This is a genomic window from Calothrix sp. NIES-3974 (assembly GCF_002368395.1).
Taxonomy (GTDB): Bacteria; Cyanobacteriota; Cyanobacteriia; order Cyanobacteriales; family Nostocaceae; genus NIES-3974.
The window spans coordinates 2,974,739-2,994,529 of record NZ_AP018254.1 but is presented as its reverse complement, the minus strand read 5'-3'; the positions used below and the strand labels follow the sequence as shown (position 1 = coordinate 2,994,529).

At 43.5% G+C, this 19,791-nt stretch carries 15 protein-coding genes, 1 tRNA gene and 1 pseudogene; 7 read left to right on the top strand and 10 right to left on the bottom strand.

The window, feature by feature from the left end:
* Nucleotides 1-72: 72 nt before the first annotated feature.
* From CDC37_RS11915 to trmD, 3 genes and pseudogenes are all read right to left on the bottom strand, one after another.
* A complete protein-coding gene (locus CDC37_RS11915) occupies nt 73-1,011 on the bottom strand; it encodes a DUF4351 domain-containing protein (protein WP_096622143.1) in 939 nt (312 codons plus the stop codon).
* 16 nt (nt 1,012-1,027) lie between these two features.
* Nucleotides 1,028-1,210: pseudogene (locus CDC37_RS25780) on the bottom strand (DUF4351 domain-containing protein).
* Between the two features lie 206 nt (nt 1,211-1,416).
* Complete coding sequence (gene trmD, locus CDC37_RS11900) at nt 1,417-2,118, bottom strand: tRNA (guanosine(37)-N1)-methyltransferase TrmD (protein ID WP_096622140.1); 702 nt, start codon at nt 2,116-2,118, stop codon at nt 1,417-1,419.
* A gap of 697 nt (nt 2,119-2,815) precedes the next feature.
* On the opposite strand from trmD, the gene CDC37_RS11895 reads away from it, so the two are divergent.
* Nucleotides 2,816-3,679: a cyanophycinase gene (locus CDC37_RS11895; RefSeq protein WP_096622139.1), complete on the top strand. Its 864-nt coding sequence runs from the start codon at nt 2,816-2,818 to the stop codon at nt 3,677-3,679.
* A gap of 249 nt (nt 3,680-3,928) precedes the next feature.
* Complete coding sequence (gene cphA, locus CDC37_RS11890; RefSeq protein ID WP_096622137.1) at nt 3,929-6,625, top strand: cyanophycin synthetase; 2,697 nt, start codon at nt 3,929-3,931, stop codon at nt 6,623-6,625.
* A 99-nt stretch (nt 6,626-6,724) separates the two neighbouring features.
* On the opposite strand, the gene CDC37_RS24265 is transcribed toward cphA, so the two are convergent.
* Nucleotides 6,725-6,967, bottom strand: a complete 243-nt coding sequence (locus tag CDC37_RS24265; protein WP_157780728.1) for a hypothetical protein — start codon at nt 6,965-6,967, stop codon at nt 6,725-6,727.
* Between the two features lie 41 nt (nt 6,968-7,008).
* On the opposite strand from CDC37_RS24265, the gene CDC37_RS11885 reads away from it, so the two are divergent.
* Nucleotides 7,009-7,644, top strand: a complete 636-nt coding sequence (locus CDC37_RS11885; protein WP_096622136.1) for a lysophospholipid acyltransferase family protein — start codon at nt 7,009-7,011, stop codon at nt 7,642-7,644.
* Between the two features lie 84 nt (nt 7,645-7,728).
* Nucleotides 7,729-8,016 (top strand): DUF2288 domain-containing protein, encoded by a 288-nt coding sequence (locus CDC37_RS11880; RefSeq protein ID WP_096622134.1) that lies wholly within the window; start codon nt 7,729-7,731, stop codon nt 8,014-8,016.
* 402 nt (nt 8,017-8,418) lie between these two features.
* Here the strand turns inward: CDC37_RS11880 and CDC37_RS11875 are convergent, their stop codons facing one another.
* Nucleotides 8,419-9,009, bottom strand: coding sequence for a YdcF family protein (locus tag CDC37_RS11875; RefSeq protein WP_231943411.1), 591 nt, complete (start codon nt 9,007-9,009; stop codon nt 8,419-8,421).
* Between the two features lie 86 nt (nt 9,010-9,095).
* On the opposite strand from CDC37_RS11875, the gene CDC37_RS25510 reads away from it, so the two are divergent.
* Complete coding sequence (locus CDC37_RS25510) at nt 9,096-9,224, top strand: hypothetical protein (protein WP_255408920.1); 129 nt, start codon at nt 9,096-9,098, stop codon at nt 9,222-9,224.
* Between the two features lie 447 nt (nt 9,225-9,671).
* On the opposite strand, the gene CDC37_RS11870 is transcribed toward CDC37_RS25510, so the two are convergent.
* Nucleotides 9,672-9,745 (bottom strand) — tRNA-Arg (locus CDC37_RS11870).
* A 54-nt stretch (nt 9,746-9,799) separates the two neighbouring features.
* On the bottom strand, nt 9,800-10,897 hold the full coding sequence (locus CDC37_RS11865) for a tocopherol cyclase family protein (RefSeq protein ID WP_096622133.1): 1,098 nt from the start codon (nt 10,895-10,897) through the stop codon (nt 9,800-9,802).
* Nucleotides 10,898-11,871: 974 nt separating this feature from the next.
* Here CDC37_RS11865 and CDC37_RS11860 point away from each other — a divergent pair.
* Nucleotides 11,872-14,436, top strand: coding sequence for a WD40 repeat domain-containing protein (locus CDC37_RS11860; protein WP_096622131.1), 2,565 nt, complete (start codon nt 11,872-11,874; stop codon nt 14,434-14,436).
* Here the strand turns inward: CDC37_RS11860 and CDC37_RS11855 are convergent.
* Nucleotides 14,426-16,105 carry a sensor histidine kinase gene (locus CDC37_RS11855; RefSeq protein ID WP_096622130.1) on the bottom strand — a complete coding sequence of 560 codons (1,680 nt, stop codon included), beginning with the start codon at nt 16,103-16,105 and terminating at the stop codon, nt 14,426-14,428. The two genes, CDC37_RS11860 and CDC37_RS11855, sit on opposite strands and share 11 nt — an antisense overlap.
* A gap of 440 nt (nt 16,106-16,545) precedes the next feature.
* Between CDC37_RS11855 and CDC37_RS11850 the strand changes: the two genes are divergently transcribed.
* Complete coding sequence (locus CDC37_RS11850; protein WP_096622128.1) at nt 16,546-17,637, top strand: heme-dependent oxidative N-demethylase family protein; 1,092 nt, start codon at nt 16,546-16,548, stop codon at nt 17,635-17,637.
* Between the two features lie 241 nt (nt 17,638-17,878).
* On the opposite strand, the gene rpsU is transcribed toward CDC37_RS11850, so the two are convergent.
* Together rpsU and CDC37_RS11840 are read right to left on the bottom strand one after the other, a co-directional pair.
* A complete protein-coding gene (rpsU, locus tag CDC37_RS11845; protein WP_096622127.1) occupies nt 17,879-18,058 on the bottom strand; it encodes a 30S ribosomal protein S21 in 180 nt (59 codons plus the stop codon).
* Nucleotides 18,059-18,288: 230 nt separating this feature from the next.
* Nucleotides 18,289-19,608: a glutamate-5-semialdehyde dehydrogenase gene (locus CDC37_RS11840; RefSeq protein ID WP_096622125.1), complete on the bottom strand. Its 1,320-nt coding sequence runs from the start codon at nt 19,606-19,608 to the stop codon at nt 18,289-18,291.
* Nucleotides 19,609-19,791 lie beyond the last annotated feature (183 nt).

Genomic DNA, 19,791 nt, shown 5'->3' with positions numbered 1-19,791 from the left:
GCCGCAGTCTATTACGTAGACGCGAAGCGGCTTGCCGTAGGCTATTACGCATTACGAATTACGCATTACGCATTACGAATTATTATCACTTGCATAAGTAGTCAACCAATTTTCTAGGTCTGCGATCGCATTAAAATCCAATAAAGCCTCACCCAAGTCCTCCAACTGGGACACCGATAACCGTTGAATCCTTTCCTGCAACTGGGGAGTTAAAGTTCCGACACGACGATTGAGTAAGCGTACAACCATCTCTCGTTTTCCTTCAATAAGTCCTTCAATTCGTCCTTCAATTCGTCCTTGACGTTGCCAACTAGTCACAATTTCCATAACTTCTTCCTCCTGTGTTGGTTCGATACTAGCAAGTTGTTGACGGAAAATTGCTTCTTCCTGGGGGTTTAAATCCAAGTAAACATCGATAAACTGGGATATTTGCTCAATTTGTGCTGGATTTAATCCTAAACTCACCAATAATTGCAGTGATGATAATTTCACCCTTGGACGTTCTTGTCTGTCCATGCGCATTTTGGCTATTAACGCACTCGCAACCGGGTTCGGTGTACTGACAAAATCCCGCCAATCTAGCTGGTTTAATTGTACTACTCTGTAGTTAAATTCTAAAACTTTCCAGTCAGGAAATTCCACTGTGTAGCAAGTTGGTTCTGGTGTTCGCGGTGAGTCGTGGGAATAGATGACGATGGGGTAAATTGGCAAACCGTATTTTTCATGTAGTCGAGCAAAGTAGACAAACATTCGTGCGTTAAAATCAGATTGACTGGAGGATTGGTGTTCGACGTGGATGATGAATAGGGAATCTTGATTTTGGAAACGGACACGCACCACTAAGTCGGCGATTTTCTTTTCCCCAACAGTCACATCTGTAAATATCTCCTGGGGGAGAAATTCGATGGTTTGTGGTTGCCAATAGGTGCAAATATCGGGGAAAAATAGCTGGATAAACTCTGGAAAGAAGTTTTCTAGCAGTCGTTTGAATAATTGGTCATGGTCAATCATTCGTTTATATTACTGGTTAACTTGTATGGGCAGTCAACCAATTTTCTAAATCAGCGATCGCATTAAAATCTAACAAAGCCTCACTCAAGTCTTCCTATTGGGGTAGTGATAGCTGTTGAATCCTTGATTGCAACTGAGGAGTTAAGGTACCGACACGACAATTGAGTAGGCGTAAGGTGATTACAGTATAGTGGGTCATGGGGGATTTTCCTCCCAACAGTCATGGAAGAAACTAAAAACAGAGGTCTGCTGGTAACGCAATCGGACGGTTATTAATCGCTGGAAAAGCTTACCCTGAGAGAAGTTTCCGGGAAGATATGTAGTGTTAATTGGCGAAACAAAATAATCACAATGAAGTAGCAGGTAAAAGCACGAAACCAAGATATTACTTGCATCTTTTCCCCATCACTCCTTTTTGCGTCGTTCCTCCTCCCAAGCCTTGAGTAAATCGGGACGACGCTGACGGGTGCGCGCAAGCTGTTGTTCAAACCGCCATTTGGCGATCGCTGCATGATTTCCTGATAATAAAACATCCGGTACTCGCCATTCGCGAAACTGAGCCGGACGGGTATATTGGGGATAATCTAATAAATTATGCTCAAAACTCTCGGCTTGCAATGATTCCACCTTTCCCACAGTCCCAGGTAACAGGCGAATTACCCCATTAATGATGGTCATCGCTGGAATTTCCCCCCCGGTAAGGATAAAATCTCCTAAAGACACTTCCCGTGTCACCAAGTGCAAAACCCGCTCATCTACGCCTTCGTAGTGACCGCAAATGATGACAAGTTGGTCATAATTTGTTGCCAATTCCCGTAACAAGGATTGATTGACGGTTTCCCCCTGGGGACTCATCAAAATCACCTCTCGACGTGGTAAAGTCGGCAGCGACTCCACGGCTGCAAAAATCGGTTCGGGTTTCATCAACATACCCACCCCCCCACCATAGGGTTCGTCATCAACCTTACGGTGTTTATCGGTGGTAAAATCGCGAGGATTGACAAAATTCACTTGGGCAATATTTTTGGCCAAGGCTTTACCAATCAGTCCCGAAGCCAGAACCGATGTAAAACAATCAGGAAATAGCGTAACTATATCAAAGCGCACAGTAATTCGTATTCAAGGACACTAATCTGGAAATTGTCAAGTCGAAACAATGGGTGTTTATTTTGTGGCTAACACAGACAACATAAGTCCATATTCTCAAGCCTGAGATTGCAAGTTATTTATTTCCCCGTGTCATAAACGTTTTAGCGGTAACTTAATTTATGTTTAAATATTCTCACATGTAAATTCAAGCCACGAACATCATCTACTGATTTGCCCAGGCAATTCAGCCCCCATGATGGCGTGCAAGATAATTTATCACAATCACACGGTTAACAACTTCCAGGATGCATCCAACCAACTCCAGAAATTCCAGTTTGTGAAAACCTGCTGACCCCAGCAGCATTTTGACGATTGGGAAACTGTGAACAAGTGAACGACAAGTTTGTGGACTGAGGGAAATATTTTTCCTCGTTCCTGCTCTGGGTTAGACACCCGCAAACAAAATACTATATTGGCACAATCCAAATTGTGCGCTTATCATTGGTGGTTTGAATGTTAAGTTCTGTTTACAAAAAAAAGGAATCGGGGTAATTATCTAGGGAACAGCGCAGGGGAAATGAAATCTATCGTGACTCCATTACTTCCTACCCCACCGAAAAATCCGATAACAGAAACACTAAACCATCCATAACGAGGAAAACCCAACCAAACAAACTTGTTTAGCTCACCTGAAGTTGTTGACAGGAGAAACCAAATGCAGCAATTGAAAGCTAAATGGCTGGAGATGAGGACACCCCAAGCAACAAAAACCGCCGTTCTGGTTATCGGAGGCGCAGAAGACAAAGTACACGGACGCGAAATCCTCCGCACATTTGTAGCTCGTTCCGGTGGAACTGATGCCTACATTACAATTATTCCCTCAGCATCGCGGGAACCTGGTATCATTGGCGGACGCTACATCCGTATTTTTGAGGAGATGGGAGCGCAAAAGGTCGAGCTATTGGACATTCGCGAGCGCGACCAATGCGAAGACCGTCACTTCCGAGAATCATTAGAAAACTGTACGGGGCTGTTTTTAACAGGTGGCGACCAATTGCGACTATGCGGTGTACTATCGGATACTTCAGCGATGGAAATCATTCGCCATCGTGTGAAGACAGGGCAATTGACACTAGCAGGAACTAGTGCTGGAGCTGCTGTGATGGGGCATCACATGATTGCTGGGGGTGGAAGTGGAGAGTCCCCAAATCGCTCTTTGGTGGATATGGCTACCGGGTTGGGTTTTATCCCCGAAGTGATAGTCGATCAACATTTTCACAATCGCAATCGCATGGTGCGCCTGGTGAGTGCGATCGCAGCCCATCCTGACCGTTTGGGTATTGGGATCGATGAAGACACCTGTGCCATGTTTGAACGGGATGGGTGGATGCAAGTGCTGGGTAAGGGTAGTGTCACCGTTGTTGACCCAACCGAAGTCACCCACACCAATGAACCCCATGTAGGGGCGACCGAACCCTTGACAATTCATAATATGCGCCTGCATATTCTCAGTCATGGCGATCGCTATCACCTCTATCAACGAACAGTTTTACCTGCAACCTACCGAATTTCCAGCTGACGGGGGTGCGTATAACAGGTTACACTCTTGTTTGGCCGCATCTTTTTGACCTACACCAGCTAGTTAGGATTAGGAGCGGGCATACCCCCGATGTCTATCCCGCACAACGGGAACACAACAAGGCGTTTCCCCAGACTAACAAGCTAACGTAGATACATAATAGCGAAAAACTGTTTATCAGGAACAGTTAGCGGCTGATTCCAATATGAAACTAGAATATTGACTCCGAATCTCCATCTACCTATTCCCATGAGAATCCTCAAAATCCAGACCTTACGCGGTCCCAACTACTGGAGCATTCGACGCAAAAAGTTAATAGTAATGCGCCTCGACCTAGAAAATCTAGCAGACACGCCATCAAACCAAATCCCCGACTTTTATGAGGGATTGGTGGAGGCACTGCCTAGTCTGGAGAATCATTTTTGTTCCCCTGGCTGTCGTGGTGGATTTCTCATGCGCGTGCGCGAAGGTACCATGATGGGACATATTGTCGAACATGTTGCATTAGAGCTACAAGAACTCGTCGGTATCCACGTCAGTTTTGGACGCACCCGCGAAACTGCAACGCCGGGAGTTTATCAGGTTGTATTCGAGTATGAGCAGGAGGAAGCAGGCAGATATGCAGGTCGGGCCGCAGTCAGATTATGTCAAAGCATAGTCGATCGGGGTCGCTATCCCAAAGCGGAATTAGAACAAGATTTACAGGATTTGCGTGACTTTTGGCGCGATTCTGCCCTCGGTCCGAGTACGGAAGCCATCGTCAAAGAAGCAGAAAAACGTGGCATTCCCACCATGCAGTTAGGGGCAAGGTTCTTGATTCAACTTGGATACGGCAGTAATCAAAAGCGTATCCAAGCAACAATGACGAATCAAACGGGTATTTTAGGTGTGGAGTTAGCTTGCGACAAGGAAGCGACTAAACGCATCCTGGAAGAATCCGGGATTCCTGTTCCCCGAGGAACGGTGATTAACTTTTTAGATGACCTAGAGGAGGCAATTGAGTACGTCGGTGGCTATCCGATTGTGATTAAGCCCCTCGATGGTAACCACGGACGCGGGATCACCATTGATATTCGCTCTTGGAATGAAGCGGAAGCAGCCTATGATGCAGCCCGTCAGGTTTCCCGTTCGATTATCGTGGAGAAGTATTATACTGGCCGTGACCATCGGGTTTTAGTTGTCAATGGCAAGGTGGTCGCCGTAGCCGAAAGGGTTCCGGCTCATGTGGTGGGTGATGGCAAATCAACGATTAATGAGTTAATCGAACACACCAATCGTGACCCGAATCGCGGTGATGGTCATGATAATGTGTTGACCAAAATTGAACTAGACCGGACAAGTTACCAGTTACTTGACCGTCAAGGTTATACCCTGAATACGGTACTCAAGGAAGGAGAAATTTGTTACCTGCGGGCAACAGCCAATTTAAGTACAGGCGGAATTGCCGTAGACAGAACCGATGAAATTCACCCGGAAAATGTTTGGTTAGCCCAGCGTGTCGTGAAAATTATTGGTTTGGATGTGGCTGGAATTGATGTGGTGACATCGGATATCAGTCGTCCCCTGCGAGAAATGGATGGCGTAATTGTCGAAGTGAATGCAGCCCCTGGTTTCCGAATGCACATTGCCCCCAGTCAAGGGATTCCTCGTAATGTTGCCGGTGCTGTGATCGATATGTTGTTCCCCCACGAAAGTGCTAGTCGCATCCCGATTTTAAGTGTGACCGGAACTAATGGGAAAACCACAACCACCAGACTTTTGGCACATATTTTTAAGCAAACAGGTAAAGTTATTGGTTATACCACAACCGATGGTACTTATATTGGCGATTATTTGGTGGAAGCGGGAGATAATACTGGACCCCAAAGTGCCCAGCTAATTTTGCAAGACCCCACAGTAGAAGTGGCGGTGTTGGAAACTGCCCGTGGAGGGATTTTGCGTTCAGGATTAGCCTTTGAAGCCGCCAACGTTGGTGTGGTTTTAAACGTGGCGGCTGACCATTTAGGCTTAGGTGATATTGATACCATCGACCAGTTAGCCCATCTCAAGAGTGTGGTTGCCGAAGCCGTTTATCCCGATGGTTATGCGGTTTTGAATGCCGATGACCCCAGGGTGGCTGCAATGGCGGAAAAAACCAAGGCAAATATTGCCTACTTCACGATGAATGCCGATTCTGGGTTAGTGCGGGAACATATCCAAAAAGGAGGTGTGGCGGCACTGTATGAGAATGGGTATATTTCCATACTTAAGGGGGATTGGACACACCGGATTGAGCGGGTAGAAAACATTCCTTTAACAATGGGTGGACGGGCACCATTTATGATTGCCAATGCCTTGGCAGCTTCCCTAGCTGCATTTGTACAAAATGTATCCATTGAGGAAATTCGCTCTGGTTTGACCACATTTCGGGCTTCAGTGAGTCAAACTCCGGGACGGATGAATTTATTTAATTTAGGTAATTACCATGCTTTGGTGGATTATGCCCATAATCCCCACAGTTACGAGGCTCTAGGTGCATTTGTGCGTAACTGGAATTCCGGCTCACGCATTGGTGTGGTGGGTGGTCCTGGGGATAGGCGTGATGAGGACTTTATCACCCTAGGTAAATTAGCAGCCGAAATTTTTGACCGAATTATTGTTAAGGAGGACGATGATACTAGGGGAAGACCTCGTGGTTCGGCAGCTGATTTTATTGTTCAGGGAATTGAACAGGTGAACCCGGACATTCGCTATGAAACCATACTGGACGAGACCGAAGCTATTAATACAGCTTTGGATAATGCTCCCGATAACAGCTTAGTGGTAATTTTACCGGAAAGCGTTAAACGGGCAATCCATTTGATTAAATTGCGTGGAGTCGTCAAGGAGGAAATCCAACAGCAAGCAATTAATACTACTCAAGATAGTCAGGTAGGGGTGACATCCCCAGTTGTCAATCGGTTGTAAGCAGCAGGTGTGAAGAAGGAAAAAACTTCTTTGCACCTGAAAAATAGGGTTTAGGATACGGGAGACAGGAGGAATACTGTTGATAATCTTGCCATACTTCTACGGAGTCACTTCTTTTTGAGAACTAGTGCTACGTATGTCCACGCGATCGCGTTTCCCTGTATCAGAGACGAAAATGGGTTCCTGTTGCCGAACCCGAATCAAAGACTTTTGGCGATAAACCCTAAAATAGGGCTTGCTGAAAAATAGTAAAGACGCGATATATCGCGTCTCTCCCGACTCCCTACCCTCATAAAAAGACTTTTGGCGATAAACCCTAAATACTTCACTTTTTGACCGCAATGGCTTATGCTGATGACAGACTGAATTAAAATGTAATATCTGTGGGTAGAACTCGCGAACCGCTAGTTAGTCTAATGCTGTACCATGCCTTTAAATGGTCAGTGGTCAGCCCGATGCTACATACGTACTTTCGGGGACGTATTTATGGTGCGGAAAATGTTCCCCAGGAAGGGCCTTTAATTGTAGTTAGTAATCATGCCAGTAATTTTGATCCCCCCATTGTTTCTAACTGTGTGGGTCGTCCTGTTGCCTATATGGCAAAAAAAGAATTATTTGACGTGCCAGTTTTAAGTGCGGCAATTAAATTGTATGGAGCTTATCCAGTTAGTCGTGGGAGCGCAGATCGAGCGGCAATTCGTGCGGCTTTAGAATATTTAGAAAATGGTTGGGCTGTGGGAGTTTTTCTCCAAGGTACACGTACCCCCGATGGCAAAATCACCGAACCCAAACGCGGTGCGGCTTTACTTGCAGCCAAATCCCAAGCACCCCTTTTACCAGTTTGTTTGTGGGGAAGCGAGGAGATTGAAAAACATGGTGGTTTACCCCGTTCCGTTCCCTTGACTATTCGCATTGGCGAAGTTATCCCACCACCCCCATCAGGAGATAAACATGAACTGGAAACAGTGACCCAAAGCTGTACGGATGCAATTAATGCCTTACATGAGTTGGGAAGATAGAAAAAATTCTGTTAACCGTTGACTGTATCAAAAATCCATAGCCCGCAGGGCTTCTCGCAGAGTAATCTCAAATCCAAAATCCAAATGGGTGACTTACATACAGAATTACAAGAAAGTTTAGATGAAGCCGAATGGAACTGGCTGATTCCCCACGCTCAAAGGGATGCGGTGATTGTTGTGTCAGATACATTAAACCTAGTAGATGTGGGATTTGCCATCGCCAGCGATCGCATTCATGAGGTAAATCTTTGGATCGATGAAGCTTTGATTAGCAAACCTTCCCACGAACAACTAGGAGAATGGAATCTCAACCGGGAAAAACGCTTTAATACCCTAATTATTCAACCCTATGTTTTGATTCAAGAAAAATGAGTAATTAGGGTCTGCTGTTTGCGTGCAAGCGCGCTAGCTGTAAAAGTCTTTTCATGAAGGTAGGGAACAGGGAGTAGAGACGACCCGTCGGGTCGTCTCTAAAGGTAATTAAAGGTAATATTTTTAACCCAACTATTCCATTTTTCACAAGACCCAAAAAATTAAAAATGCCAAGTTTTTAAGCCTTGCACACCTATTTGGAAAGCACTTTTTGTGACTAAAATCCCGTCAATTCCTTGTGTAAAATATAGGTGTAAAATATAGAGACCTGATATATCGCTTCTTTACTATTTTTGCTGCCAGCCCTAATTATGAAATAGGGTGAGTAGGGAACAGGGAATAGCCGATATGTACTGCTTACACCAGGACCAATGAAATTGGTTTTCCCCAACTCACTACTTTTTACTCCCCACTCCCTTTCACCTCAATTTGCTGAGGGTTGGATGGTTTTTTCTCCACCGTTAAACCAGTGGCTAACCAGAGGATGGAGCGGACTCCATCGCGGACGCTTTTTTCGATGGGTTCGGGTTTGGTTTGCTGGGAAGGTACTGCAACTGGTTGAAAATTGATCCCGCGGCTGCCTAAGATAATTTCTGCAACCACACTCGCGCGACGGATGTGGTAATCGGAGGTGATTAAATAGACGCTTTTGATTCCTCGTTGCTGAAGTTTGTCAACGGTGGTAGTAAAGTTAGCAACCGTATCTGAGGCTTCTTTATCAAATTCAACTCTGTGACTTTCGATTCCTTGATTGATAAAAACTTTCCGGGTAATTTCTTCGGTTCCATCTCCACCTCCAGAAATTAAAATCGGCAAATTAGGATGTTGACGAGCGAATTTGGCGGTGAATCGCTCGCGTTCAAGTTTTGCGGTGGAACCACCTAATACCAAAATTGCCTGGGGTTTAGTCAATAGTCCTTGAACTTCTTTGTAACCCCAGAGTGATAATAGGGGTAGAATCAGGATGAGATACCGCAGTGAGATTCCTTTCACAAGTAGTCTAATCAAGGTTAGCTCGCATTCTTGAAATTAAATAATACTTGGGTTGTGAAAAAGATTAATAATCAGGTTTAACTTAATTGCCGTACCAATTAGACTTTGCCAATACTTTGTTAATGGCCGCCCAATTTAGACAACTATTTTTAGCAAAGGATGTCCAAAAGGACATGGGGGGTCAAACCCTTGAAACAGAATTATTTTATCGGTAAATGATACTAAAACCAAGCATCGGTCATTACCTTATACAATTTTGGATTTTGGATTACCGTAGAGACGATCCGTCGGGTCGTCTCTACTATGGATTTTGGATTACCTTATGACTCGACCACATTAATTGTTAGGTGTTAGAAAAAGCACGTAATGCAATTTTAGATTTTGGATTACCGTAGAGAAGACCCGTCGGGTCGTCTCTACTATGGATTTTAGATTACCCTATTACTCGACCACATTAATTTTTAGGTGTTAGAAAAGGTACGTAGTTGCCCTAGTCTACGACAACCCTGGGGGTATAGCCCTCTCAAGTAAAGCTTTTTCGGAGCCAGAGCTACTACTACAAACCCTTCAAAACCTATGTGGTCGAATACTAGCCTACCGTGGGTGCGACGCACAGAAAAATAGAGAACGGTTTTGTCTCGGACGAGTTTTTGGCAAAAAAGCGGGACTGGCCAGATTTGAACCGGCGACCTAGCGCTTAGGAGGCGCTCGCTCTATCCAGCTGAGCTACAGCCCCAGATATTAGCTAAATTTAGCTGAATATTTAGTATTACTCATCATAATACGACTTCTAGCTAGAATGCCAGGAATCTGTCCAAGGTTGACCACCTATTTCTAATCCACAAGTTTGACTGTGGGCAGTCAGGATAATTTTTGGCTTGCTGCCACTGAATTCATAAAGTTGTAAATTTAACATTCCCCGCATGGTGTCTCGACAACAGTAGATCAAGCCGTTGTGGGTGGGGGCACGGAGGGGTGTGCCGGGATGGTCGGTTGTACCGGTGAGGACAACCTGGTATTGGGGGTTTTCTGCCTGCATGTACCAGTATCCCCAGGGGGAAATGTGCCACTGGACTTTGCCGTTCCAAGGTACAAATTCGTAGAATTTACCGCGATAGTGGATTCCCACCATTGCGACGGATTCCATCCACCACAACACACCGCGTTTTCCCCCTCCAGCAGTCAGGGCTAGGTCTGGTTCGTTGGTAAAGCTATTACAATTAAGCCAAAACCACTTTTGGGGAAATGCACCGCCCCAGTTTTTTTCACTGTAGGCGGGGGCGTTGGTAAATTCGTACCTGGTTCCGTTCCAATCAATCCAACCGGTAGCCAGACCGTGGGCCATGAGGATTTGCCATCCTGGCTCAAATATTTGTAATGAGGATAACCAGCCTGCCGTTGATTGTTGGCTTTTGTTTGGGTCTCCCCAGTAGTAAATGGGTTGGATTTGGTATTGCCAACGACAGTAATTGCCTGTACCGGGGTCGTGAATTATGCCTTGATTGAGGGTAGCTGTGGCTTGATAGCCTGTTTGGATATGTTGCTGGAATAGGGGTGGGGGTAGATAGGTGGGTGGTTGGGTCAGTTGGGTTTTTCCCCAATGTCCCAGGGCTAATTTGTCCCGGTCAGCCCAAAATGTGGTGACATCGGGAAAGGTGCGACAGAGGTATTCATCATTGGGTGCGAGAATTTGGGCTGCACCACCGCTATGGGGTTGACCTCCCCAGGGATCTTCGATGGAGTACATGAAGGCGAAGGTTTGCTGGATTTCGGGGATGGTGACTCGGTAGTACCATCCTTCAAAGAATCTTTGGGTTCTACCATCCCAGTGGTAGCCACTGTGAGGTGTTTGCTGTAACAGAAGCTGATTACTGTCAGTAGTTAGCATGGGTATGGGGTTCGGGGAGGAGATAGGAGATAGGAGAGAAGAGTTAATTATCTATAGAATATGAGCTTTTCCGGAGGATACAGCTCACAGCTAATACTGGATTTGGAGCGAGGAGTGATCAGCCTTGAGTAATGGGTTGATTTTTCTACTACTACTTCATGTGATTAATTTTAATGGGGAAAAGGCACGTAGTAGCGCTTTAGGGCTTCATATTAACGCTTTTTTGGGTTTGGGGCTAAAGCCTACTACTAACCCCTGATAAATAATTTTAGGAGTTTGATCCAAATCCAGGTTAAATGGTGAAACTGTTAATCTGGCTACAGATTGCATAGTTTTTTTCTAATGTTTTTATTAATGTTTTTTTGAATTTGGTTATAGATATAACTTTAGTAGTGCCATCTTGATTTAATTTACCCGACAATGGACAGAGCTTGCTATGATTTGGTTTTGTTGATTTGCTGGGTTATTGGCAAATTAGCGATCGCATTTCCAAATTATTTTTCTCCCAGGGTACTTTTGGCAGTTCTACCGCTACATGATTGGGTGTTGATGCGATGATGGATTGATTGCTTGCTCATCACTGTTAAAGATGGGTAGGTTCCGGCGATTAATTATACAGGGAATCCAAAATCCATAGTAGAGACGATCCGACGTGTCGTCTCCACTTGATGGTACAGAGCAAACAGGTTTATTTGTGGTGTCAATTCATGATGCGTGTGTAAAGGCTAATGGAGTAATCCCCAATCCCCAGTCAAACCCCCCAGGTTGATCTACGAAGTCGATTCCTGAATTTCTCACAAGTAAGCGGTAAGTATTGAGTTTTTAGTTGATTCTCTGACTAAACCCTACTCCCGACTCCCTACAAGTTTTAGGGACTTGTGAGAAGTCAAAGAATTCATAGATGCCTGTCTAATAAGCGATCTATGGCCAAATTAATCCAAAATCTAAAATCTAAAATTGTTTGAAATAATGCCATGACAAAGCGCCAGATACTCGAATTAATTGAATATCTTTCCTGGGGTTTCTCCGGTTGGGGGGCTGTTGCGGCATTGATTAGCGGGGATTTATCCTATGCTGTGATTCCTCTAATGTTTACTGTTGGTTTTAATTTGCTGAGTCAGCAGCAGTATAAGCGACTACATTTGCGCCATGAGCGGGAGATTGAGGATTTAGGTAGAAGGATTAATTCCGGGGGGGATAATTGGGGGGAGGAGTATGCTCGGCAAATTGAGCAGTTAAGTTTGACGCAGCAGCAGACTTTTAATGCCATTAATCAACGGTTGGCTCAGTTGGATGTGCGTTCCCAACAGTTGAGTGCGAGTCTTAGTTCTGGGGGGACGGATGGACAAACCCAGGCTAGTAATCAAACTTTGAATCAACGGTTAGCCCAGGTGGATAGTTTAGCACAACAGTTGGCCCAGGTGCGACAAGTGCAACAACAGAATTTGGTGGAGGTGGAGCGGAAAATTGATGAGATTAAACGGTTTTTACAAACCCATCAAACCCAACTTCCTGGGTCTAGTAATGAGGCGGCAATTAAACAAGAATTAGCGACGATACAGGAACAATTTGCGGCCTTACAAAACCAATTAAAACAATCTGGAAGTAATCAAAGATTTAGTCAGTTGGATGGGTTAAATCAGCAAGTGGTGGCCCTTAAACAACAGGTGGATGATGTGCGTAAAGCTCAACAACAAAATATTAGTTCCTTTTCCCAGCGATTATCTCAAGTTGATGTTTTACAACAGCAATTAGCTCAAATTCAAGGGGATATCCAAGCTTGGCGTGATGACCAAGAACGGGGGATGGAAGCACTCAATCAGAAGCTTTCCCAGCAAGTTATGACGACAAATAAATCGAATTCTCAAATTCCGGCCAATATTGCTCAAAGGTTAGGACAATTAGATAATTTAGCTCAGGTGGTACGCTCCCAGCAACAACAATTTGAGGAGTTTCAAACGACCCAGCAGCAAAGTTTACATATGCTGAATCAAAAGTTATTTCAATTGGATGAGTTGGTGCGTGGACGTTTAATTAATAGTAATTCCCAGCACAATTCTCGCAATGGAGATAACAGTATTTTGTCGGATTTACAGCAACAAATGCAAACCACCCAGGTTAATTTTGAGGAATTGCGTCAAGCGCAACAAAAGAGTTTTGATGTGATTAATCAACGTTTGGCTCAATTGGATGCATTAGTACGTCAATTTGATGCACGGACAAAATCAGGGTCTGTTGCAAGTGAGGATGTCTCCAGTTTAAATAAAGCTCAACAACAAACCGTCCAAACCCTGAATTCATTAAATTCCCGGATTTCCCAAGTGGATGCAACTACCCAAAAATTGGGGGATATGACCCGACAGGAAATTGGAGAATTACGTCAGGCGATCGCAGAATTAAAATTACAGGTGGAACAGTTATTTGCTGCTTCTTCTTCCCCTACGACTAACCGTCGTCAACCTCTTCCTGGAAATCCCCCAACTAACGATGTCCCTGAAGGAACGGTTATTATCCCCCCAGTACCAACTCCCACTAGTCCACCTGCAATTATTCCTCCTACCCCAAATCCAGTATCCATATCTTCCCCAAAGGTTCTCCGGGGTCATGATGATCGGGTGTTGTCCCTGGGATTTAGTCCGGACGGGAGAAAATTAGCAAGTGTGGGGGTGGGTAATCAAATTCATATTTGGTATTTAGACCGGGATGAACATCGGGTATTTAGCGATGATGGGAAAACATCTACCAATGACAGTATTAATTCCATTGCCTTTAGTCCGGATGGTACAATGGTTGTTACCGGTGGCGATGACCGTTTAGTGAAATTGTGGGATGTATCTACAGGCGAATTAATTCGCACTATCCGTGGTCACGATAGTAAGGTGTATAGTGTGGCTTTCCATCCTGAAGGGGATATGTTAGCTAGCTGTAGTCGCGATCGCACGGTGAAATTGTGGTCAACGGCTACGGGGAGGGAACTGGAAACCCTACGCGGTCATACCGATGATGTGATTGCGATCGCCTTTAGTCCCAGGGGAGAAATTATCGCCAGTGGTGCTGGTGGTTATGACCAAAGTATCAAAATTTGGCATCTGGAACAACACAAGTTTCTGACTATTGCGAAACATACCGATAATGTCTGTGCTTTAGCTTGTAGTCCCGATGGCAAAAGCTTTGCTAGCGGTAGTTGGGATACCACAATTAAACTGTGGTTTCTCGATAGTGGTAAGGAAATTATGTCCCTATCTGGACACACCGACCATGTGTATGCGATCGCCTTTAGTCCCGATGGTCGAATGGTTGCAAGTGGAAGTCGGGATAAAACGGTGAAGCTATGGAGCTTGGATACGGGGACAGAAATCCGTACATTTACGGTACATGATGATGACGTGAATACAGTCGCCTTTAGTCCCAATGGTCGCTATTTGGCTACAGGTAGCAGCGACCATCTGATTACAATTATTCCGTTGTCGGAAATTCTCGGTTCCGGAGGAGGAGGTAGACGTACCCAATTACCAATGCGGATACGTTCTAATGATTAATTGGTTGTTTAATGGGTAAACTAATAATAAATTCGCTTCCCTCTCCTGGGTGGGAATTGACCTCGATTTTACCTTGGTGTTTTTGAATGATTTGATAACTTACGGATAATCCTAAACCAGTTCCTTTTCCTACTGGTTTGGTGGTAAAAAATGGATCGAATATTTTTTTTATTATCTCCGGTTCAATCCCGATACCATTATCTTTAATTTTAATTTCCAGGGTGTCCTGGTCGGTAGAGGTAGTACTAATTAATATATGTTTATTTTGCTGCTGTGGGTTTGTCTCTAAGGCATCAATGGCATTACTGATAATACTCATAAATACTTGATTTAGTTGAGCCGGATAACACAGAATTTTAGGAATATCACCAAAGTTTTTCGTAATTTTAATCCCACATTTAATTTTTTGACTCAAAATTAATAAAGTACTTTCTATACCCTCATTAATATTAACTTCTTTCTTTTCTGCTTCATCTAAACGGGAAAAATTACGCAGTGATGTGACAATATTCTTTATTCTTAAAGTTCCTTCCCGCATTGAATCAAACACTTTCGGTAAATCCTCCGCTACAAAATAAATATCTAACTCTTCCGCAACCGCCACAATTTCCGGATGGGTATGGGGATAATGATGGCGGTATAAATTCAACAATTTCAAAATGTCTTGACTGTATTGGTGGGCATGGGCTAAATTACCATGTATAAAAGTAGCAGGATTATTGATTTCGTGAGCAATTCCCCCAACCATTTGTCCTAAACTCGACATTTTTTCCGATTGAATTAATTGCTGTTGAGTGTTTTTCAACTCATCTAGAGTCGCTTCTAACTCCTCGGTTCTGAGTTTTACCTGAAGTTCTAAGGTGTCACGGGAAATTTCTAGTTCTCGCAGCATTTTTTGGATTTTTTTGTCTATGGGCTTGGCGATTTTTCCACTAAAAAATATACCTAGAGATATAGATAAACCAATGCCCATTAGCATGGATATTATCGTAATATGGAAAGAATCATAAATACTATCGACTGCTTGCTTTTGTAATTGCAGATTGTAACTTTGTACCTGATGAAATAAAGAATTCAAATCCTGCTCTAATATTTCACACTCTTGATCTAATTCTTTTTTTTGATTAGTAAGATGTTGATGATAAACTAGAGCAATGTTGACTTTTTTTTGATAGGAGTTATCTGTTTGTTTGGAATTTGCTAGGCGATTATTTTCTCCCCGTGGGTCAATAATACCAAGATGATGAAATTCACTTTCTAAATCTAGAAAATATCTCTGCTGATTTTGTCTTCGATGCCAGCTTTTGACCAGTTGTTCATATAGTTTTTGCTGAGATTGTGTTCGGAAATCACTTTTGTTGATTTCTGCAAAAACCTGTTTAACATCATCTTCAGCCTTCCCAATCTTTTCTAGAGCTAGCTTGCGAGTCTCCGCATTTAATTTATAGTCTAATAAAGTAGTTTCGGCGGCTTCCATTTTCGCTTTTGCTTCCTGAATCACCCACAATTTATCAATTAATGGTAGACGCTGTTCACTAAATGTCAAAATATATTGACTAAGTTGATAATTAGTTTTCAAACCCACTAAACCAACTATTAATATGAGGATTCCCATTGTTAAAAAAGCCGCAAGAATCCGTAAGCGCAAGCTCAATTTTGATAACAGCATATAAATTTTCTCTAGCCAACAAAAACTCTTATTTACGAATACAAGTGATTAACCTTGACACCAGACTATTATTTAATAGTTGAAAAAGAATATAGATGTGCATAGATGTGCCATCTGTCCAGAGGATATTCAAAATGCCTTGATTCGGGACTTCCAGCTTGCGACAGCACTGACAACATCTCAATTTTTCATAGATCAAACCCTATGCTGATATACTGCTCCCGCTTATTATTCCCGCTAACTAAATCAAAATCTAAATGTTTGTAAATTTATTGGCGAAAAATTCTGTGGAAATTTTGCTGATTCAACATCAAAACTAGTAGAGACGTAATATATTACGTCTCTACAATCATTTGATATATTTAACACCTCCACATATATTTGAATTTAGCAGTCCTTGATCTATTGGTGACAATTTCCTGATTTCGCAGAATCTACCTATGGAAACCTCGTCTATACCTAGCATCAACACTCAAACCTGCAATTCCCATTGTGAGATTAATCCAAAAACATACGCTCTTCTCCGACAATCTGCACCAACTGCTGATTCTATCCCCCATACACCCAGATATTTCCCCCTACACCAGGGACGCTACGAAGTTAAGCCGGGGATGTATAGATTCGGTTATGATTTTGGTAATGGGGATGGGGATCGACATCTATTTCAAATTGATGCAAGTTTTGATTTCTACCATCAAACCAAGTTAACTGCGCGTCGGGAAAACCTTTACAAATACTTTCAAACCTGTAATTACGCTGATAATATTAACAGGGAAGTCATCAAACTGATAGTTTCTCGCTTATTAAGCGAATATCCTCAATATTTTCACCGGGAAGATTTACCCACAGGTGATTTTGCACTCCATTGTCTTCTCACCCAGGAAACTCTGAATTTTGATCAGCAAGGGTTTTTAAAAACCGTTTCACCAGCAAACCCCATTCCCAAATATACCTATGGATTGGATGCGATCGCCTGTCAAATTCAAGAGGATGTCACGGTTATTTGTCGCCATCCAGACACTGGTCAAAACTGGGTGAGTGCTATTCATCTATGTTTTCCCAATCATTGGTCAGCAGCAGCAAAAATCGGTCAAGATTTTACCACTATACATCAACCAGTGGCAGAAATTGCACCGATAAATCGACGCGCAGATAGTTTAGTCAAAGGGATGATTTATGGTCAACCAATGGTTCGCTTTGCGTGGGGAATCAGTACCGATACCTATTTGAATCACCATCCAGAACCAGCACCAGGGTTTGATGCGCAATTTTGGTCTGGACGCAGGTTTTGTCTTGATCAACCCCAATTATATCTCCGCATTGAACGACAAGTGATTTGGGGTTTACCACAGGTTCATGCTGCTTTGTTCACAATTCGCACCTATTTCCGAGATTGCGCTGTAATTTGTCAAGATATCCATCTTCGCAATCAATTAATTAGTGCGATTAAGTCAATGAGTCAGGAATCTCTGATTTATAAGGGTTTATCGGTAAGTAAAGGGGATATTTGTCGGTGGATGGAAGGATTTTAGATTTGAATTCTTACTCTATATCCCAGTTCCCAATTCCCTAAAAACATGGAAAATTTCATGGTTGATGGGTTGGAAGCGAACTTCCTAAACCCAACCGAACCATAAATTTTGAGCAAAAAGTGAATCCATCACACGATTCACCTACACAAACAAGTGGAACTATAAATACTATACTGTTGAGACAAAAAACAGATAATGACGGATTTTTCACAATATTGTCACCAACAGCAACACGCTCAGTCTATCTAAACCGACGTTTGCGTCGTGCTGCAACAGCTTTACGTTTGCGTTTTTCTTGGGGGGTTTCAAAATGTCGGTGATATTTGACATCTGCTAAGATTCCAGCTTTGGACACTTGGCGTTTAAACCGACGTAGTGCTGATTCGATTCCTTCGTTTTCTCCTAAAACCACTTGGGTCATTCGTATTCCTCAATTATTTATACTTTCTATTTTGCCATTCCTCTTGCGAAAATGCGACAGGAATTTATTTGCTGACGGGAAGATGTCGCTTGAATCTTAACATCTCTCCTGCGATCGCCATTTCTAAATTTTTCGTTAAGGGAATTAACGTATATTTTGATGACGATAACGGTTCCCTATTTTAGCAGATAGGGCAAGTTTTACATGCGATCGCCCGTCGTGAATTATTTTCATCCTAAATCTTTGTGGATGAAGGGTTTAGCATCAGCACCGGTATAAGTGGCGACAATGTGACCATCGCCAGTCATTTGATATTTATAGGTGACTAATCCTTCTAAACCAACGGGTCCACGGGGTGGCATTTGTTGGGTACTAATACCGACTTCGGCTCCAAAGCCGTAGCGATAACCGTCGGCAAAGCGGGTGGAACAGTTATGAAACACTCCCGCAGCATTGACTAAACCCATGAATTGGTTGGCGGTTTCAATATCTTCGGTAATAATGGCTTCGGTGTGTTTGGAACCGTAGGTGTTGATATGGGCGATCGCGTCTGCGGTGGTATCGACGATTTTAATGGCTAGGATTAAATCACTGTATTCGGTTTGCCAATCTTCTTCCGTGGCAATACCGATGTTGGGAAAATTGGTTAATATTGCCCTTGTTTGTTCGTCTCCCCGTAATTCTACTTGGGCATTTTGTAAAGCTGTGGCGATACTCGGTAAAACTGTGGGAGCGATCGCGCGATGAATTAGAAGAGTTTCGATAGCATTACAAGCTGCTGGATACTGGGTTTTGGCATCGAGGGTAATGGAAATGGCTTTTTCCAAATCCGCAGTTTCATCGATGTATAAATGACAAATACCATCGGCATGACCCAGTACAGGGATGCGGGTGTTTTCTTGGACAAAGCGGACAAAGGCATTGGAACCACGGGGAATAATTAAATCCACGTATCGATCTAGTTTTAATAATTCCAAAGTTTCTTCCCGACTAGTTAACAATTGCACCACATCCGGGTCGATGGTGGTGGTAGCTAATCCGGTTTTGATGGCTGTGACAATTGCTTCACAGGATTGAATTGCTTCCTTTCCCCCTTTTAGTATTACCCCGTTCCCCGATTTAATTGCCAAAGCTGCAATTTGAATCGCAGCTTCCGGACGAGCTTCAAAAATCACCCCTAACACACCCAAAGGACAAGTAACCCGTTTTAAAATCAACCCCTTATCTAACTTCCGGTGAATCTGACACACACCCAGAGGGTCAGGAATTTTGCCAACATCTCTGACCCCGGCGATCGCATCGCGTAATTTATGTTCGTCTAGTTGTAAACGTTTATAAAGGGGTTTTGCCAAACCAGATTCAACAGCGCGATCGCAATCGGCCGCATTTGCTGCTAAGATATCTGCTTGGGCTGAGGATAATGCTTGGGCGATCGCTTCTATGGCTTCATTGCGAGCAGCTGTGGAGCGCAAAGCTAACTTTTGGGCTGAAGAACGAGTTTTGTGGGCAATATCCACAAGGGAAGACGAACCTATCACAGAAGCAGTCATAATAATCGGGCGAGATGGGAAGTTTTGGCATATATCATTTTACCAGGTTTGGTTGCGACGTTATTTATTCCTCGATGAATGAAATCCCCCGTAGAGATGACCCGTCGGGTCGTCTCTACCAATAATCCCAATTGTCGGATTGTCTCTCAAATGATCAAAATTGTTGGGTCGTCCGAATTCAAA